25 protein-coding genes are annotated in these 20694 nt (G+C 54.7%); all 25 read left to right on the forward strand.

Features of this window, described 5'->3' with window-relative positions:
* Positions 1–142 precede the first annotated feature (142 nt).
* The 25 genes from AB6729_RS02815 (at position 143) to AB6729_RS02935 (ending at position 20484) form a co-directional block, all read left to right on the forward strand.
* Complete coding sequence (locus AB6729_RS02815; protein WP_371080034.1) at positions 143–880, forward strand: response regulator transcription factor; 738 nt, start codon at positions 143–145, stop codon at positions 878–880.
* On the forward strand, positions 877–1119 hold the full coding sequence (locus AB6729_RS02820) for a hypothetical protein (protein ID WP_371080035.1): 243 nt from the start codon (positions 877–879) through the stop codon (positions 1117–1119). Before AB6729_RS02815 ends, AB6729_RS02820 begins: the two co-directional genes overlap by 4 nt.
* Complete coding sequence (locus tag AB6729_RS02825) at positions 1116–2369, forward strand: sigma-54 dependent transcriptional regulator (protein ID WP_371080036.1); 1254 nt, start codon at positions 1116–1118, stop codon at positions 2367–2369. Before AB6729_RS02820 ends, AB6729_RS02825 begins: the two co-directional genes overlap by 4 nt.
* A 120-nt stretch (positions 2370–2489) precedes the next feature.
* A complete protein-coding gene (locus AB6729_RS02830) occupies positions 2490–2840 on the forward strand; it encodes a flagellar basal body rod protein FlgB (protein ID WP_371080037.1) in 351 nt (116 codons plus the stop codon).
* A 10-nt stretch (positions 2841–2850) separates the two neighbouring features.
* Positions 2851–3297 carry a flagellar basal body rod protein FlgC gene (gene flgC / locus AB6729_RS02835; protein ID WP_371080038.1) on the forward strand — a complete coding sequence of 149 codons (447 nt, stop codon included), beginning with the start codon at positions 2851–2853 and terminating at the stop codon, positions 3295–3297.
* Between the two features lie 19 nt (positions 3298–3316).
* Positions 3317–3637: a flagellar hook-basal body complex protein FliE gene (fliE, locus tag AB6729_RS02840; protein WP_371080039.1), complete on the forward strand. Its 321-nt coding sequence runs from the start codon at positions 3317–3319 to the stop codon at positions 3635–3637.
* 18 nt (positions 3638–3655) lie between these two features.
* The gene (gene fliF, locus AB6729_RS02845; protein ID WP_371080040.1) at positions 3656–5338 is read left to right on the forward strand and encodes a flagellar basal-body MS-ring/collar protein FliF; all 1683 of its coding nucleotides are present in this window, start codon (positions 3656–3658) and stop codon (positions 5336–5338) included.
* Positions 5339–6412: a flagellar motor switch protein FliG gene (gene fliG, locus AB6729_RS02850; RefSeq protein ID WP_371080041.1), complete on the forward strand. Its 1074-nt coding sequence runs from the start codon at positions 5339–5341 to the stop codon at positions 6410–6412.
* Complete coding sequence (locus AB6729_RS02855) at positions 6396–7040, forward strand: FliH/SctL family protein (RefSeq protein ID WP_371080042.1); 645 nt, start codon at positions 6396–6398, stop codon at positions 7038–7040. Before fliG ends, AB6729_RS02855 begins: the two co-directional genes overlap by 17 nt.
* Positions 7041–7044: 4 nt before the next feature.
* A complete protein-coding gene (locus AB6729_RS02860; RefSeq protein ID WP_371080043.1) occupies positions 7045–8352 on the forward strand; it encodes a FliI/YscN family ATPase in 1308 nt (435 codons plus the stop codon).
* Between the two features lie 29 nt (positions 8353–8381).
* Positions 8382–8816 (forward strand): hypothetical protein, encoded by a 435-nt coding sequence (locus AB6729_RS02865; protein ID WP_371080044.1) that lies wholly within the window; start codon positions 8382–8384, stop codon positions 8814–8816.
* Between the two features lie 2 nt (positions 8817–8818).
* The gene (locus tag AB6729_RS02870; protein ID WP_371080045.1) at positions 8819–10297 is read left to right on the forward strand and encodes a hypothetical protein; all 1479 of its coding nucleotides are present in this window, start codon (positions 8819–8821) and stop codon (positions 10295–10297) included.
* A gap of 8 nt (positions 10298–10305) precedes the next feature.
* Positions 10306–10593: a flagellar hook capping FlgD N-terminal domain-containing protein gene (locus AB6729_RS02875; RefSeq protein WP_371080046.1), complete on the forward strand. Its 288-nt coding sequence runs from the start codon at positions 10306–10308 to the stop codon at positions 10591–10593.
* Positions 10594–10628: 35 nt separating this feature from the next.
* Positions 10629–11855, forward strand: a complete 1227-nt coding sequence (locus AB6729_RS02880; RefSeq protein ID WP_371080047.1) for a flagellar hook protein FlgE — start codon at positions 10629–10631, stop codon at positions 11853–11855.
* A gap of 87 nt (positions 11856–11942) precedes the next feature.
* Positions 11943–12509, forward strand: a complete 567-nt coding sequence (gene fliL / locus AB6729_RS02885) for a flagellar basal body-associated protein FliL (RefSeq protein WP_371080048.1) — start codon at positions 11943–11945, stop codon at positions 12507–12509.
* Positions 12506–12808, forward strand: a complete 303-nt coding sequence (locus tag AB6729_RS02890) for a FliM/FliN family flagellar motor C-terminal domain-containing protein (RefSeq protein ID WP_371080049.1) — start codon at positions 12506–12508, stop codon at positions 12806–12808. Before fliL ends, AB6729_RS02890 begins: the two co-directional genes overlap by 4 nt.
* The gene (locus AB6729_RS02895; RefSeq protein WP_371080050.1) at positions 12771–13097 is read left to right on the forward strand and encodes a flagellar biosynthetic protein FliO; all 327 of its coding nucleotides are present in this window, start codon (positions 12771–12773) and stop codon (positions 13095–13097) included. Before AB6729_RS02890 ends, AB6729_RS02895 begins: the two co-directional genes overlap by 38 nt.
* Complete coding sequence (gene fliP, locus AB6729_RS02900; protein WP_371080051.1) at positions 13094–13990, forward strand: flagellar type III secretion system pore protein FliP; 897 nt, start codon at positions 13094–13096, stop codon at positions 13988–13990. Before AB6729_RS02895 ends, fliP begins: the two co-directional genes overlap by 4 nt.
* Before the next feature lie 13 nt (positions 13991–14003).
* Positions 14004–14273 carry a flagellar biosynthetic protein FliQ gene (locus AB6729_RS02905; RefSeq protein ID WP_371080052.1) on the forward strand — a complete coding sequence of 90 codons (270 nt, stop codon included), beginning with the start codon at positions 14004–14006 and terminating at the stop codon, positions 14271–14273.
* A gap of 2 nt (positions 14274–14275) precedes the next feature.
* On the forward strand, positions 14276–15046 hold the full coding sequence (locus tag AB6729_RS02910) for a flagellar biosynthetic protein FliR (RefSeq protein WP_371080053.1): 771 nt from the start codon (positions 14276–14278) through the stop codon (positions 15044–15046).
* Complete coding sequence (locus tag AB6729_RS02915; protein WP_371080054.1) at positions 15043–16197, forward strand: flagellar biosynthesis protein FlhB; 1155 nt, start codon at positions 15043–15045, stop codon at positions 16195–16197. Before AB6729_RS02910 ends, AB6729_RS02915 begins: the two co-directional genes overlap by 4 nt.
* On the forward strand, positions 16194–18314 hold the full coding sequence (flhA, locus tag AB6729_RS02920) for a flagellar biosynthesis protein FlhA (RefSeq protein ID WP_371080055.1): 2121 nt from the start codon (positions 16194–16196) through the stop codon (positions 18312–18314). Before AB6729_RS02915 ends, flhA begins: the two co-directional genes overlap by 4 nt.
* 40 nt (positions 18315–18354) lie before the next feature.
* A complete protein-coding gene (locus AB6729_RS02925) occupies positions 18355–19239 on the forward strand; it encodes a FliA/WhiG family RNA polymerase sigma factor (RefSeq protein WP_371080056.1) in 885 nt (294 codons plus the stop codon).
* Entirely contained in the window at positions 19229–20143 is a 915-nt protein-coding gene (locus AB6729_RS02930) for a flagellar motor switch protein FliM (protein ID WP_371080057.1), read from the forward strand. Before AB6729_RS02925 ends, AB6729_RS02930 begins: the two co-directional genes overlap by 11 nt.
* Positions 20140–20484, forward strand: a complete 345-nt coding sequence (locus AB6729_RS02935; RefSeq protein ID WP_371080058.1) for a FliM/FliN family flagellar motor switch protein — start codon at positions 20140–20142, stop codon at positions 20482–20484. Before AB6729_RS02930 ends, AB6729_RS02935 begins: the two co-directional genes overlap by 4 nt.
* Positions 20485–20694 lie beyond the last annotated feature (210 nt).

The raw sequence follows: 20694 nt of genomic DNA on the forward strand, positions 1-20694 counted from the left end.
GACTCGCACACACTGCCGCCAGTGAATGATTGTTTTGCTCTCATGTCCGCGTCATCTTGAGATGGAGACAGGTGACGGATTGAAAAGCTCACCTGCCACAGATGGACAGATGAATCGCAGAAATGGACGCAAAGGAGCAGCAATGAGAGTGATGGTGGCAGAAGACGATACGGCACTTTCTTTGTTTTTGAAGAAGGCGCTTGAATTGGAAGGACACACCGTTCGCGCAGTTGCAGATGGCGCAAGTGCATTAGAAGGCATTCAGGAAGATATGCCTGATCTGTTAGTGCTGGATCTGGGCCTGCCGCAGATGGATGGCGTGGATGTACTGCGGGCACTGCACGACCGGGTTGCGTCCATGTCTGTATTGGTATTGACAGGCCGGTCGCAGCTATCGGAAAAGATTGAATGTTTGAATCTGGGCGCGGATGACTATCTGTTGAAGCCATTCTCTATGTATGAATTATTAGCGCGTTGTAACGCGATTGGCCGACGCAGGATGGGGTCCGCAGCCGGTGTGTTGCAGTGCGCGGGGCTGCGTATGGATCGCATTCAGCGCACTGTTTCGTATCAGGAAGAGGTGCTGGAATTTACCTCGAAGGAATTCATGCTGCTGGAGTATTTGCTGTTACAGAAGGGCCGCGCTGTGTCGCGACGTGAATTGCTGCAGAACGTTTGGCAGATGTCCCCGGATGCTGGAACGAATGTGGTGGATGTGTATGTGAATTATCTTCGCCGCAAGTTGAGCACCGTCGGCGCGTCGCGGCTGGTGCAGACGATGCGCGGCGAGGGATATTGCATTGCCGCGAATAAAAATGATGCGCCACGATTCAACGCAATGCCGGCTGCTGGTTTTCATGCAGCCCTGGAGGTTGCATGAATCAGATGGAGTTGACCATGAAGGATGTTGCGCTGGAAGAACTGGATGACGCCATCCACGCGCTCTCACAGCCTATGACCGCGTTGCTGTTCGCCGTGGAGATGGCTTTTCTTCGCACTGCGCCGGAGCAGATTCAGGATGCGTTAAACACAGCGCGCACGGAGTGCCGTCGAGCGGTTTCGGAGCTGGAACGCGTACGTGAGGCAGCAGCGCGTTTGCGTGCGGAGGGATCGCAATGAGTGTTGTAGCGGCGGCATCGGTTCAACAGCGTTCCGTGGTGTTGGTGATTCCGGATACGGAGTTGCGACACAAGCTTTCTTCTTTGCTTGCAGGCATGCGTTGGAATGTATTTCCTGCGTCTGGCGGGGCCGAGGCAATGATGCATCTTGGAAGTATGGCGCCAGAGGCGATGATCGTGGATCATTGGCTGCCGGACCTTGATGCGGCGGAGTTTGCGGAATATGCGGCGACCCTTTGCCCGGCGACGGATATGTTGCAGATGGACGGTAGCTGCAACGGTTCTGCAGCCCGTAGTGCGCGTCGCAATGAGCTTCTGCATGCACTGCGAGAGGCGCAGGAAAGCTGCATGGAAACCGCACCTGCAACGGGGGGATTTGATGGTGCGGCCTGGCTGCATGCGCCTGTGACGCCACCATCTGTTGCGCCTGTGACTGCGGTCAAAGTAGTGCAGCCTGAGGTTTCGGAAGAGGTCAGGATGCATCTTCCAGAATTTGTTGGCGATGCTGTGAAGATGCGGGAGTTGGCGCAGCAGATTCGCCTGGTGGCTCCGCATGCCGCGAACGTTCTGGTGCTGGGAGAAACGGGTACGGGAAAAGAGCTGGTTGCAAAGGCTGTGCATCGATTGAGCCCTCGTGCAGGAAAACCATTTGTGGTGCTGAACTGCGCTGCGATCCCGGAACACTTGTTGGAAGCTGAGTTGTTTGGTCATACGCGTGGCGCGTTTACGGGCGCTGTGACATCGCGTATGGGGCGCATTGAAGCGGCGCATGGTGGCACGCTGTTTCTGGATGAAATCGGAGAGATGCCTCTGCCGCTCCAGGCGAAGATGCTTCGCTTCCTGGAGAATGGCGAGATTCAGAAGGTGGGCGAAAATGAGCCCATTCGCGTGGATGTGCGCATTGTCGCGGCCACGCATCAGCCTTTGGAAGAGCTCGCGCATGATCATCGATTCCGGCTGGATCTGTACTATCGCCTTGCTGTATTTCCCGTGGAGATACCCGCGTTGCGTGAGAGGCGCGAGGATATTCCCATGCTGGTGGAACATACACTGCGCAAACTTGGCGACACTATGCCGCGCAAATCCATCAGCAGCGAAGCTCTTTCACTGTTAATGGATCTTGACTGGGCGGGCAATGTTCGTGAGCTTGGTCACATGATCCATCGCGCAGTGATTCTTTGCGGCGAGGAAGCGGGCATTCGGCCGGAACATATACGGCTGCCGGGGTGTATGCCCGCTATGCAACATTAGAAGATTCGCAATCAACCTTCCTATTGCAGTTAGGCCGCTCACAGGAGCGGCTTAACTCTTGGTCTTCTGCTTGCTTCATCGTCAGTAAGTCGTTCTGACTTGAGCGAAGGGAAGATTTTGATGCTTGAGATGCCGACAGCGGATGCACTGGAGCGTTATCTAACGCTTGCGACACAGCAGATGAAGCTGACCGCGGAGAATATGGCCAATGTAGACACTCCTGGCTACCGCACGCAGGGCCTGGACTTTCAGGGTGAGTTTGGGAAGGCGCTGGATGCGCACAGTGTTGTTGGTGATCCGACGGTAAGTGATGTTGGTGGACTGACATCGCGGCCGGATGGCAATAATGTCTCACTCGATCGGGAATCGACGCTGATGGCGCAGACACAATTGCAATTTCGAACCGGTGTGGAACTGCTTCGGCATCAGTACTCGCAAATGATGGAAGCGATCAAGTCAGATGGTAAGTGAGCCTAACTAAATGAATCTTTTTGGAATGATGCAGGTGACGAGTTCGGCCCTGACGGCACAGCGCGTGCGGGCCGACGTGGTGGCTGCAAATATGGCGAATGCCGAGACCACGCGAACCGAAGATGGAGTTCCGTATCAGCGGCAGAGTGTTGTGTTGCAGAGCGTGGGAGAAAACCCATTTGCTTCCGCGATGAAAAATTTTGGTGTGAACGATGCGAGTACGCCGGAAGGTGGTGTGAAAGTAGCAGAGATACTTAAGAGCGAGGCGCCGGCATTGCGACGTTATGAGCCTTCGCACCCGGATGCAGATGCAGATGGTTATGTCTCTTTTCCGGATATTAATCCAGTGACGGAGATGGTGGATCTGATGGGCGCCAGTCGCTCGTATGGCTTGAATGCAAGTGCTTTGCAGGCCGAAAAAGGCATGTTGAGCGCTTCGATTGACTTACTGAAGTAAACGGAAGGAAAAGAAAAAGATGTTGCCGATTCAAAATCCCACATTGCTTCGTGAAGCTCTTTTGCAGAGCAGGATTCCGGTGGCTGCGGGGCCAAACTCTGCGGAGAGCGTTTCGTCTTCAAATGTCTTCGGAAATATGGTGCAGGCGACACAGGAGCAGATTCGCGCTACCGATACGAAGGCACAGCAGGCGGTGACGGGATTGTTGAGTGGTCAGGGTGTGGATGTACACGAGGCCATGATCGCAACGCAGCAGGCGGACCTGACCTTTGAACTTGCGCTACAGGTGCGTAACAAAGCCGTGGCTGCTTACCAGCAGATGATGCAGATGCAGTTTTAACGCGACGGACGAGGAACGATGGCAGCGACGATGGAACCAGGAACGGCGATGAGTCGCAGCAACGCGATGCTGGCGACGTTCCGTGAACGATGGAGTGCCATGGAGCCTGCCCGCAGGCATCTGTTGGTGGGAAGTGTCGCAGCGTTGCTGGTCCTGTCCGGTATTTCCGTGTGGTGGAGTACGCGTACCGATTGGCGCGTCCTGTTCAGCGGGATGGATGGCAGAGATGCTGCGACCATGCAACAGCAATTGAGCGCGGCAGGGATTCGCTATCAGATCACGCCGGATGGAACGGCGCTGCAGGTTCCGGTGGAGCAACTGGACAAGGCTCGCGTTGCGATTTCGTCGTCGGGGCTGCCGCAATCCGGGCGCATGGGGTTTGAGCTTTTTGATAAGCCGAACTGGGTCGGAAGCGAGTTCGATGAAAAGGTGAATTATCAGCGTGCGCTGGAAGGAGAGTTGGAGCACACGATTGGAACATTGCAATCGGTGCGTTCAGCGCGGGTGCATGTGGTGTTGCCGAAGCAGGGTGCGTTTGCGTCGGAAGATCAGCCTGCAAAGGCTTCGGCTGTGCTGAAGTTGCGGCGATCGAATCTGCCACGGGAGCAGAGTGATGCGATTCGTAATCTGATTGCAGGTTCGATTGAGGGTTTAAAGCCGGAAGCCGTGACGCTGGTGGACGCGGACGGACACATGGACTTCGCTGCAAATGCTGCGTCCGCCAATGATCGCGAAGAAGAGATTGCGCTGCAGAACAAGTTGACGCAGGTGCTGGAGCCGATGGCGGGTGCAGGCAATGTTCATGCGACGGTTTCGATCAGCTATGTGCAGGGATCGGAAGAACACACCGATGAGGTTTATGATCCGCAACTCTCTGCTCCGCTAAGTATGCAGCGGACGGAGCAGCTTGCGCAGGCATCGCGACCCGGTGGTGTTGCCGGCACGGGAAGCAACACACCCGCAGCGCAACCAACGGCGCAAAATGCTCCACTCAACGGTACGACCGCGGCGGTTGCTGCAGGACCATCCCCATCGACTGCAACGTCTGGTCAGACACAGAACTCGCATGAAGAGAGTACGCAGTATGCCGTGACACGACACGTGAGCCATACTGCCGAGTCACCTGGACGTATACGACGTATTACTGCTGCGGTTGTGGTGAATGACCGCGAGATTCGACAGATGAGTGGGAAAGAACTGCACACAGCATGGCAGCATCGCACCGCGGAGGAGATGAAGCAACTGCAGCAATTGGCGCAGGCAGCCGTGGGATATGACGAGAGACGGGGAGACTCCGTGGTGCTGGAGAATCTGGCATTTTCCGGGAATAACGACGATGCCCAGGTGTCGGGCTGGTCACGATTTACAACGTCGACGACGGAGCTGTTGCGAACACAGCCTACGCTGCCACGAGCATTGGCAACATTGGCAGGTATTGTGCTGTTGGGGATGTTGGTACTCCGACCGTTGACGAAACAGACACAAAGCCTGTTACGGGCGCCTATGCCGGAACGTCCAATGTTGGCGGCAGCTTCGGCGGAAGAGGCGATTGCGAATGAAGCCGTGTTAGGAAGAAGCGGCGCCCACATGAACACCCAGCATATCTTTGATCGTGTGACGGAACAGATCAAGGCAGAGCCGAAAAGCAACACGAGATTAATCGGTTCCTGGATCAGGGCTGGTAGCGAGGAGTTGGACTAAATGACTCCGACACCGGTTGCATTACCTTCTCCTTCGTCTCGCCTGGCTTTGCCGGAGATGCCGCTGCTGAATATTTCACCCCTGCGCAAGGCGGCCATCCTGATTGTGACCCTGGGCGAGGAAACTGCGAAGGCATTGTTGCGTGAGCTGGGTGAACTGGAGGTGCAGCGCCTGACCGAAGAGCTGTCTCGTGTGGGTGATATCAGCCCGGAAGAGCAGACGCAGGTATTGCTGGAATTTTATGGCCTGCAGGAGACGCAGCAATACATGTTGCGTGGGGGCATGGATTATGCCACACGATTGCTCACAGAGACATTTGGCAGACAGCGCGCGCAGGAACTGATTCGCGATACCAACCGTGCAAGCGTGGAAGATAAGGCGAGTGACCTTGCGGCCTTGCAGAAGATGGATCCCACGCAGTTAAGCAAGTTCCTGGAGGGAGAACATCCTCAGACCGTTGCGGTGGTATTGGCGCATCTGAACCCGAAACGTGGCTCTTTGGTACTGATGCAATTGCCAGAGGATCTACGCGTGGAGGCTGTACGCCGTCTTGCTGAGATGCGCCAGTTTTCACCGGAGATGGCGCAACGTGTCGCCATGATTCTTTACAAGCGAATCCATGCACTGGGCTCAACGGGCCGGCAATCCTATGCGGGATTCAAGGCAGTGGCCGATCTGCTGAATCGGATGGAGGGCAATGCGAGTCGCAGCATTCTGGACAGTATTGAGCAGCAGGAACCCACGCTGGCACTGGGAATTCGCAACCTGATGTTCACGTTTGAGGACCTGTTGACGGTGCCGCCGGGAAGTATTCGTGAGCTTGTCAGTGCAGCCGATAAAAGAATGCTCGCGCTGGCACTGAAATCTGCCGATGAGAATCTCAAGGCGCATTTGTTTGCCGCAATGAGTTCGCGCGCCGTGGAGATGTTGCAGGAGGACATGGAGACTCTCGGCCCTGTCCGTGGACGCGATGTCGCTCAGGCGCAACATGATCTGCTGTCGTTGGCCAGAAAGCTGGAGGCTGAGGGCAAGATGATTCTGAAGGTGGAGGCTGACGGTGATCTGGGACGATAAAGCCGGGTGCGACCCGAAGGTGGAACCTCTTGCATTTCGCAATGTGCAGGAGGGCGTGGCGGCATCGGAAGTTGCGATGGCGATGGAACCAACCGTTGTGGCCGATCCAATTCCATCACTGGATCAGACGCTCCGAGAAGCTCATGAACGCGGTCGGAGTGAGGCTATGGAAAGTTTGAAAGCGGAGATGGAACAAAAGGTTGCGGCAGAACGCGCAGCGGTTTCGCGAATGGTTCAGCAGTTCGAGGAGGAGAAGAAACGCTATTTCACCGAAGTGGAGAGTGAAGTGGTCCGTCTATCCCTGGCGATTGCAGAGCGTGTTCTCCATCGTGAGGCAGCAATGGACCCTACGCTGCTGGCAGGTGCGGCGCGTGTTGCGCTAGAGCAGGTAGCGGATGGAAGCGAAGCGGTGTTGCGGGTTGCCGCAGAAGAAGCTCAGTGCTGGAACGAAATGCTGGAAAAGGTGGCAACAGCCGTTCAGATTGAACCCGATGAGCATATGACAAAAGGTGAAGCTGTGTTGAAGACCCGCAGCGGAAGCGTGCAGCTTGGGCTGAAGGCACAGTTGGCGGAAATTGAGCGGGGCTTCTTTGAACTGCTCCGTTGCAGACCCGCCATGGTTGTATAAGCTGATGGCGCTGGAAACATTTTTTCACCAGCTTCGAGATGCCGTACCGGTTCGCCTTTATGGCGAAGTGGTGGAGGCGAACGGAAATTATGTGCAGTCTGTTGGGCCGCCGTGCTCTGTCGGCGACTGCTGTGAGATTGAGACGGCGGAAGGAAAGCGGCATCTGGCAGAGGTGATCGGGTTTCGTGGCCAGCATGTACTTTCCATGCCTCTGACATCCGGTGCCGGGATTCGCTATGGTGATCGCGTCTGCGTCAGTCGGCATCGTGCCGGTATGAGTGTTGGCGAGGACATGCTGGGGCGGGTGTTGGATGCAAATGGATTGCCCGTGGATGGTCTGCCACCGGTGAATGGGAGTATGCAGCTACCGCTGGATCGCAATGCGCCGGCCCCTTTAGAACGTGTTCGCATGATTGAACCTCTTGGCACAGGCGTGCGTGCCATCGATACGATGTTGACCGTTGCGCGTGGTCAGAGGATAGGCATCTTTGGTGGTTCGGGTGTTGGTAAAAGCACTCTGCTGGGTATGATGACGCGGAATACTGCCGCAGATCTTACCGTTGTGGGATTAGTGGGGGAGCGAGGCAGAGAACTAATTGAGTTTCTGGAAGACTCTCTTGGTGAAGAGGGACGCCAACGTTCCGTGGTTCATATTGCAACATCGGATGAATCACCGCTGATGCGCATGCGCTGTGCGCTGGCGGCGACAACCACTGCGGAATACTTTGCGTCGCAGGGGAAACATGTATTGCTGATCCTGGATTCCGTAACGCGTTTTGCCATGGCTGCGCGAGAGATTGGCCTTGCCGCAGGCGAGCCACCGTCGACGAAGGGGTATCCTCCGTCTGCATTTGCGAAGTTGGCACGTTTGCTGGAAAGGGCTGGAAACTTTGCGAATGGAAGCATCACGGGTTTCTATACGGTGTTGATGGAGGGCGATGACGAGCAGGATCCCGTGGTGGATAGTGCTCGTTCCATTCTGGATGGTCATTTTGTTCTTTCGCGTGAGATGGCAGGTGAAGGGATGTACCCGCCCATCGATGTTCTGCGATCGCTGAGCAGGTTGATGCCTGCGGTGGCAACCGCCCCACATCAAGAGAGAGCGCGTGAGGTACGTAGATTGATGAGCGCTTATGTGAAAGGTGAAGACCTGATTCGTGTGGGTGCGTACAAACCCGGAGCCGATCCTGAGCTGGATTGTGCGATTGCGTTGCGTCCTCGCTTCCGGTCACTGATGGAGCAAACGCCGCTGGAATTATCGTCATTTAACGATGCAGTGGATCGGTTGATGGCACTTCCGGAGATGGCATGAGTGTGCGCAGGAAGCGTCTGGAGAGGATCGTGTCTCTTCGGGACCAACTGCACCAACGGTCAGTTCTTGTGCTGAAAATGGCACAGGCGGAAGTCGCTGTGGCAATGCAGGCGGTCACCGACGGGCAACAACGAATATCCGCATACCGCACCGATCAAATGACGGCGATGGTGGATGGAGATCACGAGCAGTGGCTCATGGCGCGGTCAGGAACGACATTGTCGTCGATTGCATCCGTGCAGATGCTTCAACACCAACGCACACGGGAGCAGGCAGTGGCAGTTGTGGCGCAGAACGAGGTGCAGCTAAGGCGCGAGTTGCGCCAGGTGGAGCAGGTGATGGCACGTGCAGTCCGCGAAGAACGTGTGTTCACGAGCCGCAAGGAGCAGCAGCAACTGGAAGAAGTAGCGCGGCTGGTGGGAAATTCGCGAGGGAAAATAAGTCTCCCGTTAGAACCTACATAGAAATGCTTATCGAGATAGGCATTACGAATGCCTATCTCTGTGTGATGCTGCCGAATACGATTCCTCTTTCCGGTATACCGACTACGATGCCAGGTGTGACATCTGAGGCAGCGTTTAAAGGTGACGGTTTACCTGTTTCACTTCCTTTCAAGGACCTATTACTAGAGCTACAAACCGCAGGGGAAGTAACTCCTCCGCTGCCAAATATTGTGGATACTGCTGCGACAGTAGTAACGGGTAGCGGAAAGTCGACAGACCTTTCTTCTTTGGTTGTGAGTGACGATAGTGTGGTTCTGCCCGTACTGCAGCCAGCACCCAACGCGCTTGATAAGTCTGCTGTTCAGCAGGTCTCATCGAACTCCACAGAGAACAGTGCAGCAGCACCGCCAGGCAGTGAACTGCAACCAGATGGTCCTGCCGTACCGCAATCCGGTGACGACGAACCGCAGGTGATCCTTGTGCCTCCCATGCCCAAAGGATCGGTGACAGGAAAGCCCGACCGAAAGACGGATGCCGAGGTTCCCATAAAAAGTAAATTGCCGTCTAAACGAACCGCGGCCTCGGAGACAATCCCTCCTGTTTCGACAGAAGTAACCGTGGTGAACGTGAGTAGTGCCGCCATCGATTCCAATACGCAAGCACCTCCTGCACCGGCAGTATCGTTGGTAAACTCCCCGGTTGCAGGAGGCGCAGCAACGTCTTCTCAGAAGATTGCACCATCAAGCTCTGTTAAGTGGCCAGTGGCGATGGCGCAAGTGGCGTCTCAGAAAAATGAGCCCACGGACCAGGTGGATAAGGTTGTAGCGAGTGTCTTATCTTCCGCGGACGACCAGAGCTCTTCCCACGATGCAATTGCGATAGAAAGTAACACGAAGGCTGGTCGTACTACGAGTCTCCGGGAGCCATCCTTCGTTGTTTCTTCTCCGCAGCCCGCTGCTATTTTTCATGCGTCCCTGTTGCGGGAGACGAGATCGAATGGGTCGTTCATAGTTTCGGACGATGAGCCGACGTTGACGGCTGCGGAAACATTAACGCCATCGACTGTCAGCGCTCCGGTGAGCCATCTTGATTTGCAGTGGAAAGATGGAATGCTGGGGGATATCTCAGTGCGTGCCGAAATGAGGGAAGGCGTTCTGCATGCCGTCGTGAATGGCTCTCATGTAAGTTCCTCCGTCAGTCCTGCCGAGTTACATCAGTTTCTGGAAGAAAGTCGGATACCTGTGCATTCCCTCCAGATAAACGGCGTGGAGGGGGTGAAGCATATCTCAGAAGTTGGTGGCTTCGATGCGAATACTTCAGCCGGAACCGGAGCGCAGACCTCGCTTTCTTATCGTGATGAAAGCTCTGGTTCTTCTGCACGCAATCACGATCCGCACAACAGAGTTGACGAGGAAGACGAAGAGAAGCCGATAGCTGTCTTATCGGCTCCGATGACGCAAGCAGTACAGACAGAACTAAGCCATTTAAGTATCCATATTTGAGAGGTGAAATGAATACGATTTCAAACAGCGCCCACGCAGTCGCAACGGCATTTGCTACCCAGGGGAGTGGAAGCAGCAATAGCGATTCTTCCACGACGGATGGGACAACGATTACTTCTACTGATTTCTTGACCCTTCTGGTCACCCAACTCAAGAACCAAGATCCTACGCAGCCCTCAGACCCAACTGAGTATGTTTCTCAATTAGTGGGTGTGAATAGCCTGCAGCAGCTTATCGATGTGAATAAGCAACTTACTTCTCTCGGCGGATCCACTTCTACGACGAGCGCGTCGTAGCAACAGTTACTTATCGAAGAAAGGAAGATACTGTCATGCCCTCATTTTCTATTGCACTCAGCGGATTGCAGGCGGACTCTACCGCACTCAACACGATCGGAAACAACCTGGCCAACCTGAATACTACGGCGTTCAAAAAAGAGACCGTTAACTTTGCCGACATGTTCTATCAAACAATCGGCACGTCCGGGTCAAGCGCTCCCATGCAGGTCGGCATCGGTACTCGTGTCTCATCTATCAGTAGCGACTTCTCCCAGGGGAACCTGAATTCCACCGGAAACGCAACGGATATGGCGATTAATGGAAACGGGTTTTTCGTTGTCCAGCAGAGCGGAACGAATGAGTTGACGCGGACCGGGAACTTTCAGTTGAGTCCCACGGGAAATCTCACTACGAGCGAAGGCTATTCGGTTATGGGATATCCCGTAGTGAATGGAGTTCTCGATACGAATGCTGCTCTCATTCAGATGAATGTGCCGACAGCAAAGACACAATTGGCACACCCAACAACTGGATTTTCTTTCACGACGAGTCTCAATTCGAGTTCTGACGTGGGTGCTACGTATACCTCCTCTATGCCGATGTATGACTCGCAGGGAACAGCTCATAATGTGAGTGTGACGTTTACGAAAACGGCGAATAACGAATGGGGTTATAGCATTGCCATGCCGGGCGGGGATGCTGCGACGACATCGAATAACACTGGAACGCTTGAGTTTAATTCGGACGGAACACTTGCTTCACCCACTGGAGACGTAGCGGGGATCAGCTTTAGCGGACTTGCTGGAGGCGCTGGTGACATGACGTTGAGTTGGTCGCTGCGCGATGCAAACGGTAACAGTCTGATAACGCAAAGCGCCGGAACCTCCAGCACAAATTCAAGCTTGCAGGATGGCTATCCATCTGGAACCTATAAGAGCTTTTCCGTGGATGCCCAGGGCGTGATGCGAGCGACCTACACGAATGGTGGCACGGAAGTATTAGGGCAAATCGCGATTGCGACCGTCGCAAGCCCAGAATCACTAGGACGCCTGGGGAGTAACCTGTATTCGGTAAATCAGGCGTCGGGAGCGATGGATATTGGGGTTGCTGGAGCAGGAAGTCGTGGAAGCATTTCGGATAGCACGTTAGAGCAATCCAACGTGGATATTTCTACGGAGTTTGCGAACCTGATCGTTGCCCAGCGTTCGTTCGAGGCAAATTCGAAGACCGTCACCGCCTTTGACACAATTACACAGGACACGATCAACATGATTCGGTAAGCAGTGACTCCATTTGAGATGAGATCGCCTTAGTTTCGACTAATGCGGTCTTCTTCTTTTTGGTCCACGACATGCATCGCGTTGGGCATGTCCAACGCAGCAACTGTTGATACAACAACCACAGAAATCGTTACTCCAACCCCATCGAAGGTGGGACTTGGAGTGATCCTGATTCCGGTGCTCCTGTCCACGGTGTTAACCCTGGGTGTTGTGGGCGGCGGGGGCTTCTATCTGATTCGCTCGGGCAAGCTTGGGGCCATAGCTCAGGCTGCGCCTACTCAATCGGCCGTTGCCCCCATCATCGTGGTTGCGCCACCTGCATCGCACGTTCTTGCGTTGGAGCCGATGATCGTTAATCTTTCCGACGCAGGTGGCCATGCGTATTTACGTGCATCGGTAAGTTTGAGGATTAAGGACGAAGAGAAGGCTGAGAAGAAAGAAGAGAAGAAGGATCCGAAGGCAATCGATACCGTTTCTACTGAATTAAGAGATACGACGCTGGCAATACTTAGTCGGCAAACTTCTGACGAATTACTGCTTCCAGACGGCAGGGAAACGTTGAAGAAGGCGTTAGAGCATGAATACAAGCAACGCAATATTGAGATACCGGTTCTTGAGGTCTACTTTACGGATTTTCTGGTGCAGCGAGGATGAACGACTTTGAAAATACGGCTGCGCAGCAGTCGGCTGAGAAGACCGTGGAGCTTGCCGTATCGGGCGGCTCGTTGATCCGAGGACAGGTACGTAACATTCCGTTTCGGTTGTCGGTGACGATTCCATTGCTTGGTTGGAGATTGCTCGGTTTGCGAGACCTGCGGCAGGGGCAGTTGCTTCTCACTGGTGTCTCGGCCGCGGAGGATGTTCCGGTCAGTGTTGGTGATGCCTTACTGGGGCATGCCGAACTGGATAACGTTGATGGACAGATGGCTGTTCGACTCACGCGTCTGGACTGATTGGAACAGCATGGTCCTCCCTATCCGTACTGAAAACGGTTTTGATGTATCGACAGAAGCAGATGCTATCTCCGTGTCGCCCTGGATGTATCAGCTGCGGCGCTTTGTCAAAGCACTTGCCAAAACTCGGTCGCGGGAGAAATCACTCCGGCATATTGAAACACTTTCGTTTGGAACAAAGCGAAGTGTTCACCTGCTGGAATGTGAAGGCCAGCGCTTTCTTGTTGCGGATGGTCTAAGTGCACCTGTTCCGTTAACCCAGCGCTTTGCCGCGGAGGACAGGCGTTGATACGAACCATTCGTATGGTGGCACTTGCACTTCTGCTTGTCGCACATGTGTCGCTGATGGGACAAAGCTCGCATTCGTTCTGGGTGCACCCACCGGCGCCGGCATTGCGCGCGGCAAACGCTGTGCATGTTGCTCGTTCTCCGCAGAAAATTGCGAAGCCAGAGGCTGTTGGGAAGCGCAAAGAAGGAGGGGCCGCGACGTCGAATCGTCCTGCGACGAAAGTCGCAGAGCCTGCCGGAGCTCAAAGTATTGCCGAGGCTCTTGCGACAGGACATAGTTCGCAATGGACGGTTGTTGTTGGGCTTACGCTGTTGACACTGGCGCCTGCGATTCTTCTGGCGATGACGCCATTGATTCGGCTCCTGGTTGTCTTCCATTTTTTGAGACAGGCACTGGGAACGCAAACAGCCCCGTCGAATCAGGTCCTGATGGCATTGGGGTTGATGATGACCTGGTTTCTGATGCAACCCGTGATTACGCAGGTGAACGATGTGGCGGTTGCACCATATCGTGCCGGTGTGATGTCTGGGGAAGACGCACTTAGCAAAGCCACGGTTCCTGTGAAGACATTCATGTTGCGCTATGCACGCGATAAAGATCTGGAATTGTTTGCGGCGGCATCGCAGCCGACACGTTTGCATCGACGTGAGGATGCGCCGATGCAGGTGGTGGTTCCGGCATACATGCTGAGTGAATTGAAGAGCGGGTTCCAGATCGGGGCAATACTTTTTCTTCCATTTCTATTAGTGGACCTTGTGGTTGCCAGTGTGACCACGTCCATCGGTATGTTGCAGATGCCGCCTACTGTAATCTCCACGCCCGTGAAGATTCTGTTGTTCGTCATGGTGGATGGATGGCATCTGCTTGCAAGTTCACTCTTGAAGAGTTTTTGACAGGAGATACGCGATGAGCCCGGATATGGTGACGGAACTGATGCGGCATCTTCTGCTGGAAGCGTTGTTGTTGAGTGCGCCTCTGTTGATCGTGGGATGCATGGTGAGTGTATTGCTTACGCTGATGCAGACATTAACTGGCATTCAGGAACAGACCATCACGGCGGTACCACGGTTGCTTGTTGTTTTCGCTGTTGGATTGATTAGTTTGCCCTGGTTTCTGCGACACGCGACGACCTACACGCTGCACCTGTGGTCAGACTTTCATCGGTATCTCGGATAAGCATGCAGGTAACAGATCAAGATGCGCTGAAACCACTCCTTGAAGCCGGCGTGCTGGTTCTATTGCGCTTCGGGAGTGCAATGGTGACGCTGCCGGTGTTTAGCTCGGTTGCCATTCCTGCCCGCGTGAAAGCGGTATTGATACTTGTGCTGACCATTGTGATTACACCCGTGGCGGCGCTCCAGCCGAATGCCCATTTAACACTCTCGGGTCCTGCGCTTATCAGTGAAGTCGTGGTGGGATTGTGTTTCGGTCTGACATTGATGCTGCTCTCGGAAGCCTTAGTGTTCAGTGCTGCGTTGATGGGATCGGCTTTCTCCTTTTCTCTTGCAAATCTGGTTGATCCAAATTCGCAGGTTGAAACAGAAGTATTAGGTACCGTGCTGAACTGGCTTGGCATGCTTGTGATGCTTGCTGCTGGCCTACATCGCACGATGCTGGCAGCCCTGCTGCGCACGCTGACAACTGTGCCGCTGGGACATGCGCCTGCGGGGATTGCGTCTGCAAAGGCTTTTGCCGCGATGGCTTCCGGGATATTTCTCTCAGGAGTGCAACTGGCTGCGCCGGTTCTTGCTGCAGCCATTCTTGTCGAAGTAGCGGTGGGATTGGTGAGTCGACTTGCACCTGCGATGCCTGCGCAAATCGCCTCTGTTCCAGTGAAGACCATTGTTTCGTACATCGTACTCATCGGTGGCCTGTCATTGTGGCCGTTGTGGATTGAGCATCGTTTCGCAGCGTTACTGGATACAGCTCAAAGGAACATCCGGCTATGAGCGGCGAGCGCACAGAAAAGGCATCCGAGCAGCGGAAACGAAAATCGCGCGAGAAGGGCGAAGGTGTCCGTAGTCGAGAGTTGACGAATGCTGCTGCGATGGTAGGTGGGTTACTACTGTTGCGCGGTGCTGCAGAACAGTTTGCGATGCGCTGGAGTAATGCGTACACGGCTGCGGTGCACCTTGGTATGCGCTCCTATGACACACCGGAAGGTATGAGCCGGGCTCTTCCCGAGCTACTTCTTCCTGGCGTTACACCTGTGGCGGTGGTACTTGCAGGCGCGTTGTTTGCTGCGATTGCCGTTGGTGCCATGCAGACGGGAGGAGTGCAGATTCATGGCGCTGCGCTTGCATGGAAGCCAGGTCGCCTCAATCCGGCAACAAACATTAAAAATCTGTTTTCGGCGCGTTCCGTTCTGCGATTTGCAAAGTCGTTGATCCCTGCGGCTGCAGTGGCAGCGCTTGCATCGATGGCGCTTCGTCGCTCTGTTTTGCCTATGCCCGTGATGAGTGAGGCAAGACTTCCCAGTACATTGTCAGCTGCGTATGGAGTGGCGTTGGAGGCGGCGTGGATCTCACTTGGCTGGTCTGCCATCGACTACATCAATGAATGGCGATCGTGGAATACCTCACTGAAGATGACCAAGGAAGAGGTCAAGCAAGAGGTGAAGGAATCAAACGGGAACCCACAAACCAAGGGCAGGATTCGTCAGATTCAGCGCGCCATGCGGGGACGTCGCGTGAAGGCCGATTTATCGAAGGCCGCGGTGGTGATTACTAACCCTACGCATTATGCCGTTGCGCTTCAGTTTGACTTTGCCACGATGACTGCGCCCAAGGTGCTGATGAAAGGGCGCGATCTGCATGCACTGGAGATTCGTGAAGAAGCACGATGGGCTGGTGTACCGATCGTGGAAAATCCACCTCTGGCGCGCGCGCTCTATCGCAGTGTGGACGAGGGCAGAGACATTCCTTTTGAACTGTATTCCGCGGTGGCAGCGATTCTTGCATTCCTTTTCCGCGAGAGCCGTCAGCGCGCGTCGTCCCATGCAACACATCACCGCAGTTATGGATACGCAGCACCCACTCGCATGATGCTGGGCTTGACTGAATATTCTGCAGCGTCAGACACAACCGGAGAGTCTTCATGAGTGAGATGGTTCAAAGCAAGCGCTTCGGCATGTTGGTTCATGCGAAGCCACTCCTTCTACCTGCTGCCGCAATGTGTGCCATCTTTGTGATGCTGGTACCGCTGCCAGCGGTCTTGCTGGATCTGCTTCTGGCTGTGTCAATTACAGCATCGCTCCTTGTCTTCCTGACTGCGGTACAGGTTAGGAAAGCTACCGATCTGTCTGTATTTCCAACGTTATTGCTATTGCTGACGCTGTTCCGGCTTTCGCTGAATCTGGCATCGAGTCGTCGCATTCTGCTGCATGGAAGTGAAGGCACCTCTGCCGCTGGCGATGTGATCCAGGCCTTTGGGCAGTTTGTTGTGGGTGGCAATTATGTCGTGGGATTCGTGCTGTTTCTCGCGTTGATTGCGATTCAGTTTCTGGTTGTGTCGCATGGTGCGGTGCGTACGGCAGAGGTGACGGCGCGCTTCACTCTGGATGCGTTGCCCGGTAAACAGATGGCCATTGATGCGGACATGAATGCTGGCCTGATTGATGAACAGACTGCCAGAAAGCGCCGGGAAAACATTGCGCGAGAGGCGGAGTTTTACGGCGCCATGGATGGAGCCGCCAGATTCAATCAACGCGATGCCATGGCAACGATTTTAATTACCGCCATCAACATCATTGCCGGACTGCTGATTGGTGTATTGCAGCAAGGTGTGGATCTACTGACCGCAGTCAAAACGTACACGATCCTGACAGTTGGGGATGGTCTGGTAACCCTGATCCCGAGTCTGTTGGTGTCGATGGCCGGTGGCCTGGTGCTGACCCGCGCTTCCAGTTCGGGAACGCTTGATCAAGAGATCAACACGCAGCTCTTCTCGCAGAGGAATGTTTTGTTTCTTACTGCCGGTGTGTTGACTGCGATGGCCTTGATCCCAGGAATTCCGAAGATCCCATTTCTGCTGGTAGCTCTAGGTGTCTTCTTTTTTGGCCGCGCACTGCCTGCAGAGAGTTTGAAGGTGGCTGAGGATGCGGTTGCAGGAGCAACAGGCAATTCTGTTGCGGGTGCACCAGCAATAGAGGACCTCACGGGCCTTCTGAAGGTTGATGAATTAACTCTCGAAATCGGATTTCAACTCATTCCAATGGTGGATGAAAAACAAAATGGCCAGATGCTCAACCGTGTGCGAGCACTGCGTCGACATCTCGCCACGGAGCTTGGGTTCATTGTTCCTCCAGTTCATATTACGGACAATCTTCGACTTCGTCCGCGAGAGTATGTTGTGCAGCTTCGCGGCAATGAGATTGGACGATGGCAGACGGAAGGCAATTGCATGCTTGCCGTGAACAGCGACCCCAAGGCACGCGTGATACCGGGAATGGAGACACGCGAGCCCGCTTTTGGTGTGCCTGCCCGATGGATTGATCCGGGATTAGAAGAGCAAGCTTTGGCCGCTGGATATTCCGTGGTGGATCAGACCGCGGTCATTGGAACGCATTTGGCGGAGTTGATCCGCCGGAATGCGTATGAGTTGCTGGGGCGTGCGGAGACAAAGCGTTTGCTGGATTCGGTGAACGAGAGTTATCCGAAGTTGATGGAAGAGTTGCTGCCCAAGTTGATGACGCTGGGCGAGATTCAAAAGGTGTTGCAGCAGTTGTTGCGTGAACAAGTGAGCATTCGCAACCTGGGAACAATTCTGGAAACTATCGTGGAGTACGCTCCGCAATCGAAAGATGTGGTTTTCCTAACGGAGCAGATACGGCAGGTGTTGGCGCGGAATATTGTGCGCCCTCTTCTGGATGCTGAAGGCGGTTTGAATGTACTGACCCTGGAACGCTCACTGGAAGAGCAGATCATACGGACCTTTGATCCAGAGGGCGCTGTGCGGCTACTGGGTGGCAATACACGCAGCGCTCCGTTGAGTACCAACTTTCTTCGTCCGTTGCTGGACTCTGTGAAACGCCTAACAGGCGATGCCACACCAATGGCAATTCCCGTGCTTCTTTGTCCTTCGCCGGCACGCTATCACCTGCGGCGTTGGCTGGAACCGTTTCTGCCCAAAGTAACTGTACTTTCACCGGGCGAGATTCCTCCAGAGGTGCGCGTGCGCAGTCTGGGGACGGTAGGACAGCAGTTGGCAGGTGGTTAACGTGGCTACGAGACGCAGCCGTACGACAGGAGAAATGTACATGGAGCAGCCTGGACATTCAGAGGAACGAAGCATAGGCGACATTCCTGGTGGTGTATTGTTTGGTGGAAATGCGGGATCATTTGCCGGGGTGGATGCCTATGGATCCATAGGCATCGAACCACTGCGAATGCATCAGGCTGTGCGAGACCAGTTGCTGGTGGAGCACCTTTCCACGGTTCGATTTGTTGCGCGACGGATCCATGAGCGCCTGCCGCAGCATGTGGATATCGACGATCTGGTCTCAGCAGGCATTGTCGGATTGATGGATGCCTTTGCCAAGTTTGACCACGCCAAACAAGTCCAATTCAAAAGCTATGCGCAGTTTCGTATACGCGGCGCCATTCTGGATTCGTTACGCACGCTGGATTGGAGTCCGCGCGAGCTTCGCAGAAAAGGGCGTGCGGTGGAAGATGCGGTTCGCACACTTACACAGCGCCTGGGGCGCTCTCCTGTCGAAACAGAAGTCGCGGATGAGATGGCGATGTCGCTTCAGGAGTATCAGCAACTGCTTGGTGAATTGAAGGGGCTGGAGATTGGCAGTCTTAACCTGGAGCGCAATGAAGACGGCGGTGACGACGAGTTATCGTATCTTCCGGGTTCGGAGAGTGATGAGCCGCTCTTTCGCTGCCTGAAAGGTGAGTTGCGTCAGCGGTTGGTGGATGCAATCGAGGGGCTTCCGGAGAAGGAGCGCATGGTGGTGTCTCTCTACTATCATGAAGAACTTACGATGAAAGAAATTGGTGTTGTTCTGGGGGTTGTGGAATCGCGCGTATCGCAGATTCATACCTCGGCCGTGGTAAAGCTTCGTGCTGCGCTGACCGACCTTGGCGCTGAGAAGGCCGCTGCACGCAGTCGCAGAAAGAGCGTGGCACATGGCCGCTGACTCCGCTCCTGCAACCGACGCGGCAGCGTTTAACTTCAGTCGTGCAGGGCTGGTGGCCAATGATCAGTTGCGCACACTGCGCACGCTGGACGAACAGTTTGCACGCAATCTGACACACACGCTTGGAGCGTGGTTGCGAACTACCATCACCATTGCACCTCAGCCGGCCTCGCAGGTGACTTTCAGCCAATTCATGGAGCAGACGTCCGCAGGATGTTTTGTGCTTCCGCTTCGCATGGATCCGATGCATGTACGCGCCGCGCTGTCGCTGGATATTCAACTGGCCCCGGCGATTATTGATCTTTTATTGGGTGGAAGTGGAAAGACGACTCGCATCGATCGTGAACTCACGGAGATTGAAGAAGCGGTCCTCGGGTCGGTTCTGGATATCGTGCTTCGGGAATGGACAAGCGCCTGGACGGCCATGGGGGTGGAGTTTCTTGGCGAACGGCGCGAACGGGACAGTCATGGACAACGATTGATGCCGCTGCAGGAGAAAGTCCTGTTTGTGCGGTTTGCAATCACGCTGGCGGATGTTACAGGCGACCTGCTGTTCTGCCTTCCGTCGTCGGCAGTGACTTCGACGATGAAAGCCATGTCGCATCGTCAAGATCGACAACGGATGCGAACGACAGAAGAGCGAGCTCGCATGGAATTACGCATAGGAAATGCGAAGCTGCGGATGGCGCTTCTTCTACCCGCAATGCGTCTCTATGCGCAGGATCTTCGGACACTGAAACCGGGTGTCACGCTTGGCCTGCCGTTACAGAGCGGAGCTACTGCGGAATTGAGGGTAGGTAACGTAACGGTCTATCGCGCGCGCCCGGTACGTTACGGAGAACAGCGTGGCGCCCAGTTGATGCAGTTGGTAGAAACGCTCAGAACGGAGGCGGGAACCGAATGAACGAAATGTATGGAGCAGGTGAACCGGCTATGGAGCAGGAGATTGAACAGCCTTCCGTGGAATCACTCCTTACCGGGGATAGAGATGCCTTCCTGGATATTGAGGTGGAAGCACGCATTCATCTTGGAAGTCGTGAGATGCTGCTCTCCGAAGTGCTGGAGTTAAACCCAGGCGATGTTCTGGAGTTGGATCGTCTTGTATCTGACCCAGTCGACCTCCTTGTTGGAGACCGAATCGTTGCACGTGGCGAAGTCGTAATAGTGGGTGGCAATTTTGCACTGCAGGTGACAGAGGTTGCTGTGCCTCGCCTGCGACTGGAGAGTGTCAGATGTCTTCATTAATGCATGGCAGAGGAGCACAGGTACTTTCTGTCCCGACGACTTCTTTGGAGTCACCAGATGCTGCCTTGAAGGTTCGTGAATTGGTTGCTGGCGCATGCCTTTGCGGTTCACGCCTTCCGCTGCAGGTGCGCTTCGGTCTGAGAAGTCGCACGCGTCCTGTTGTAGAAGGCCGCTGGTGCTGCAGCGAACAGTGTTTGCGGGCGCGTGTGG

It is taken from the genome of Terriglobus sp. RCC_193 (assembly GCF_041355105.1).
Lineage (GTDB): Bacteria > Acidobacteriota > Terriglobia > Terriglobales > Acidobacteriaceae > Terriglobus.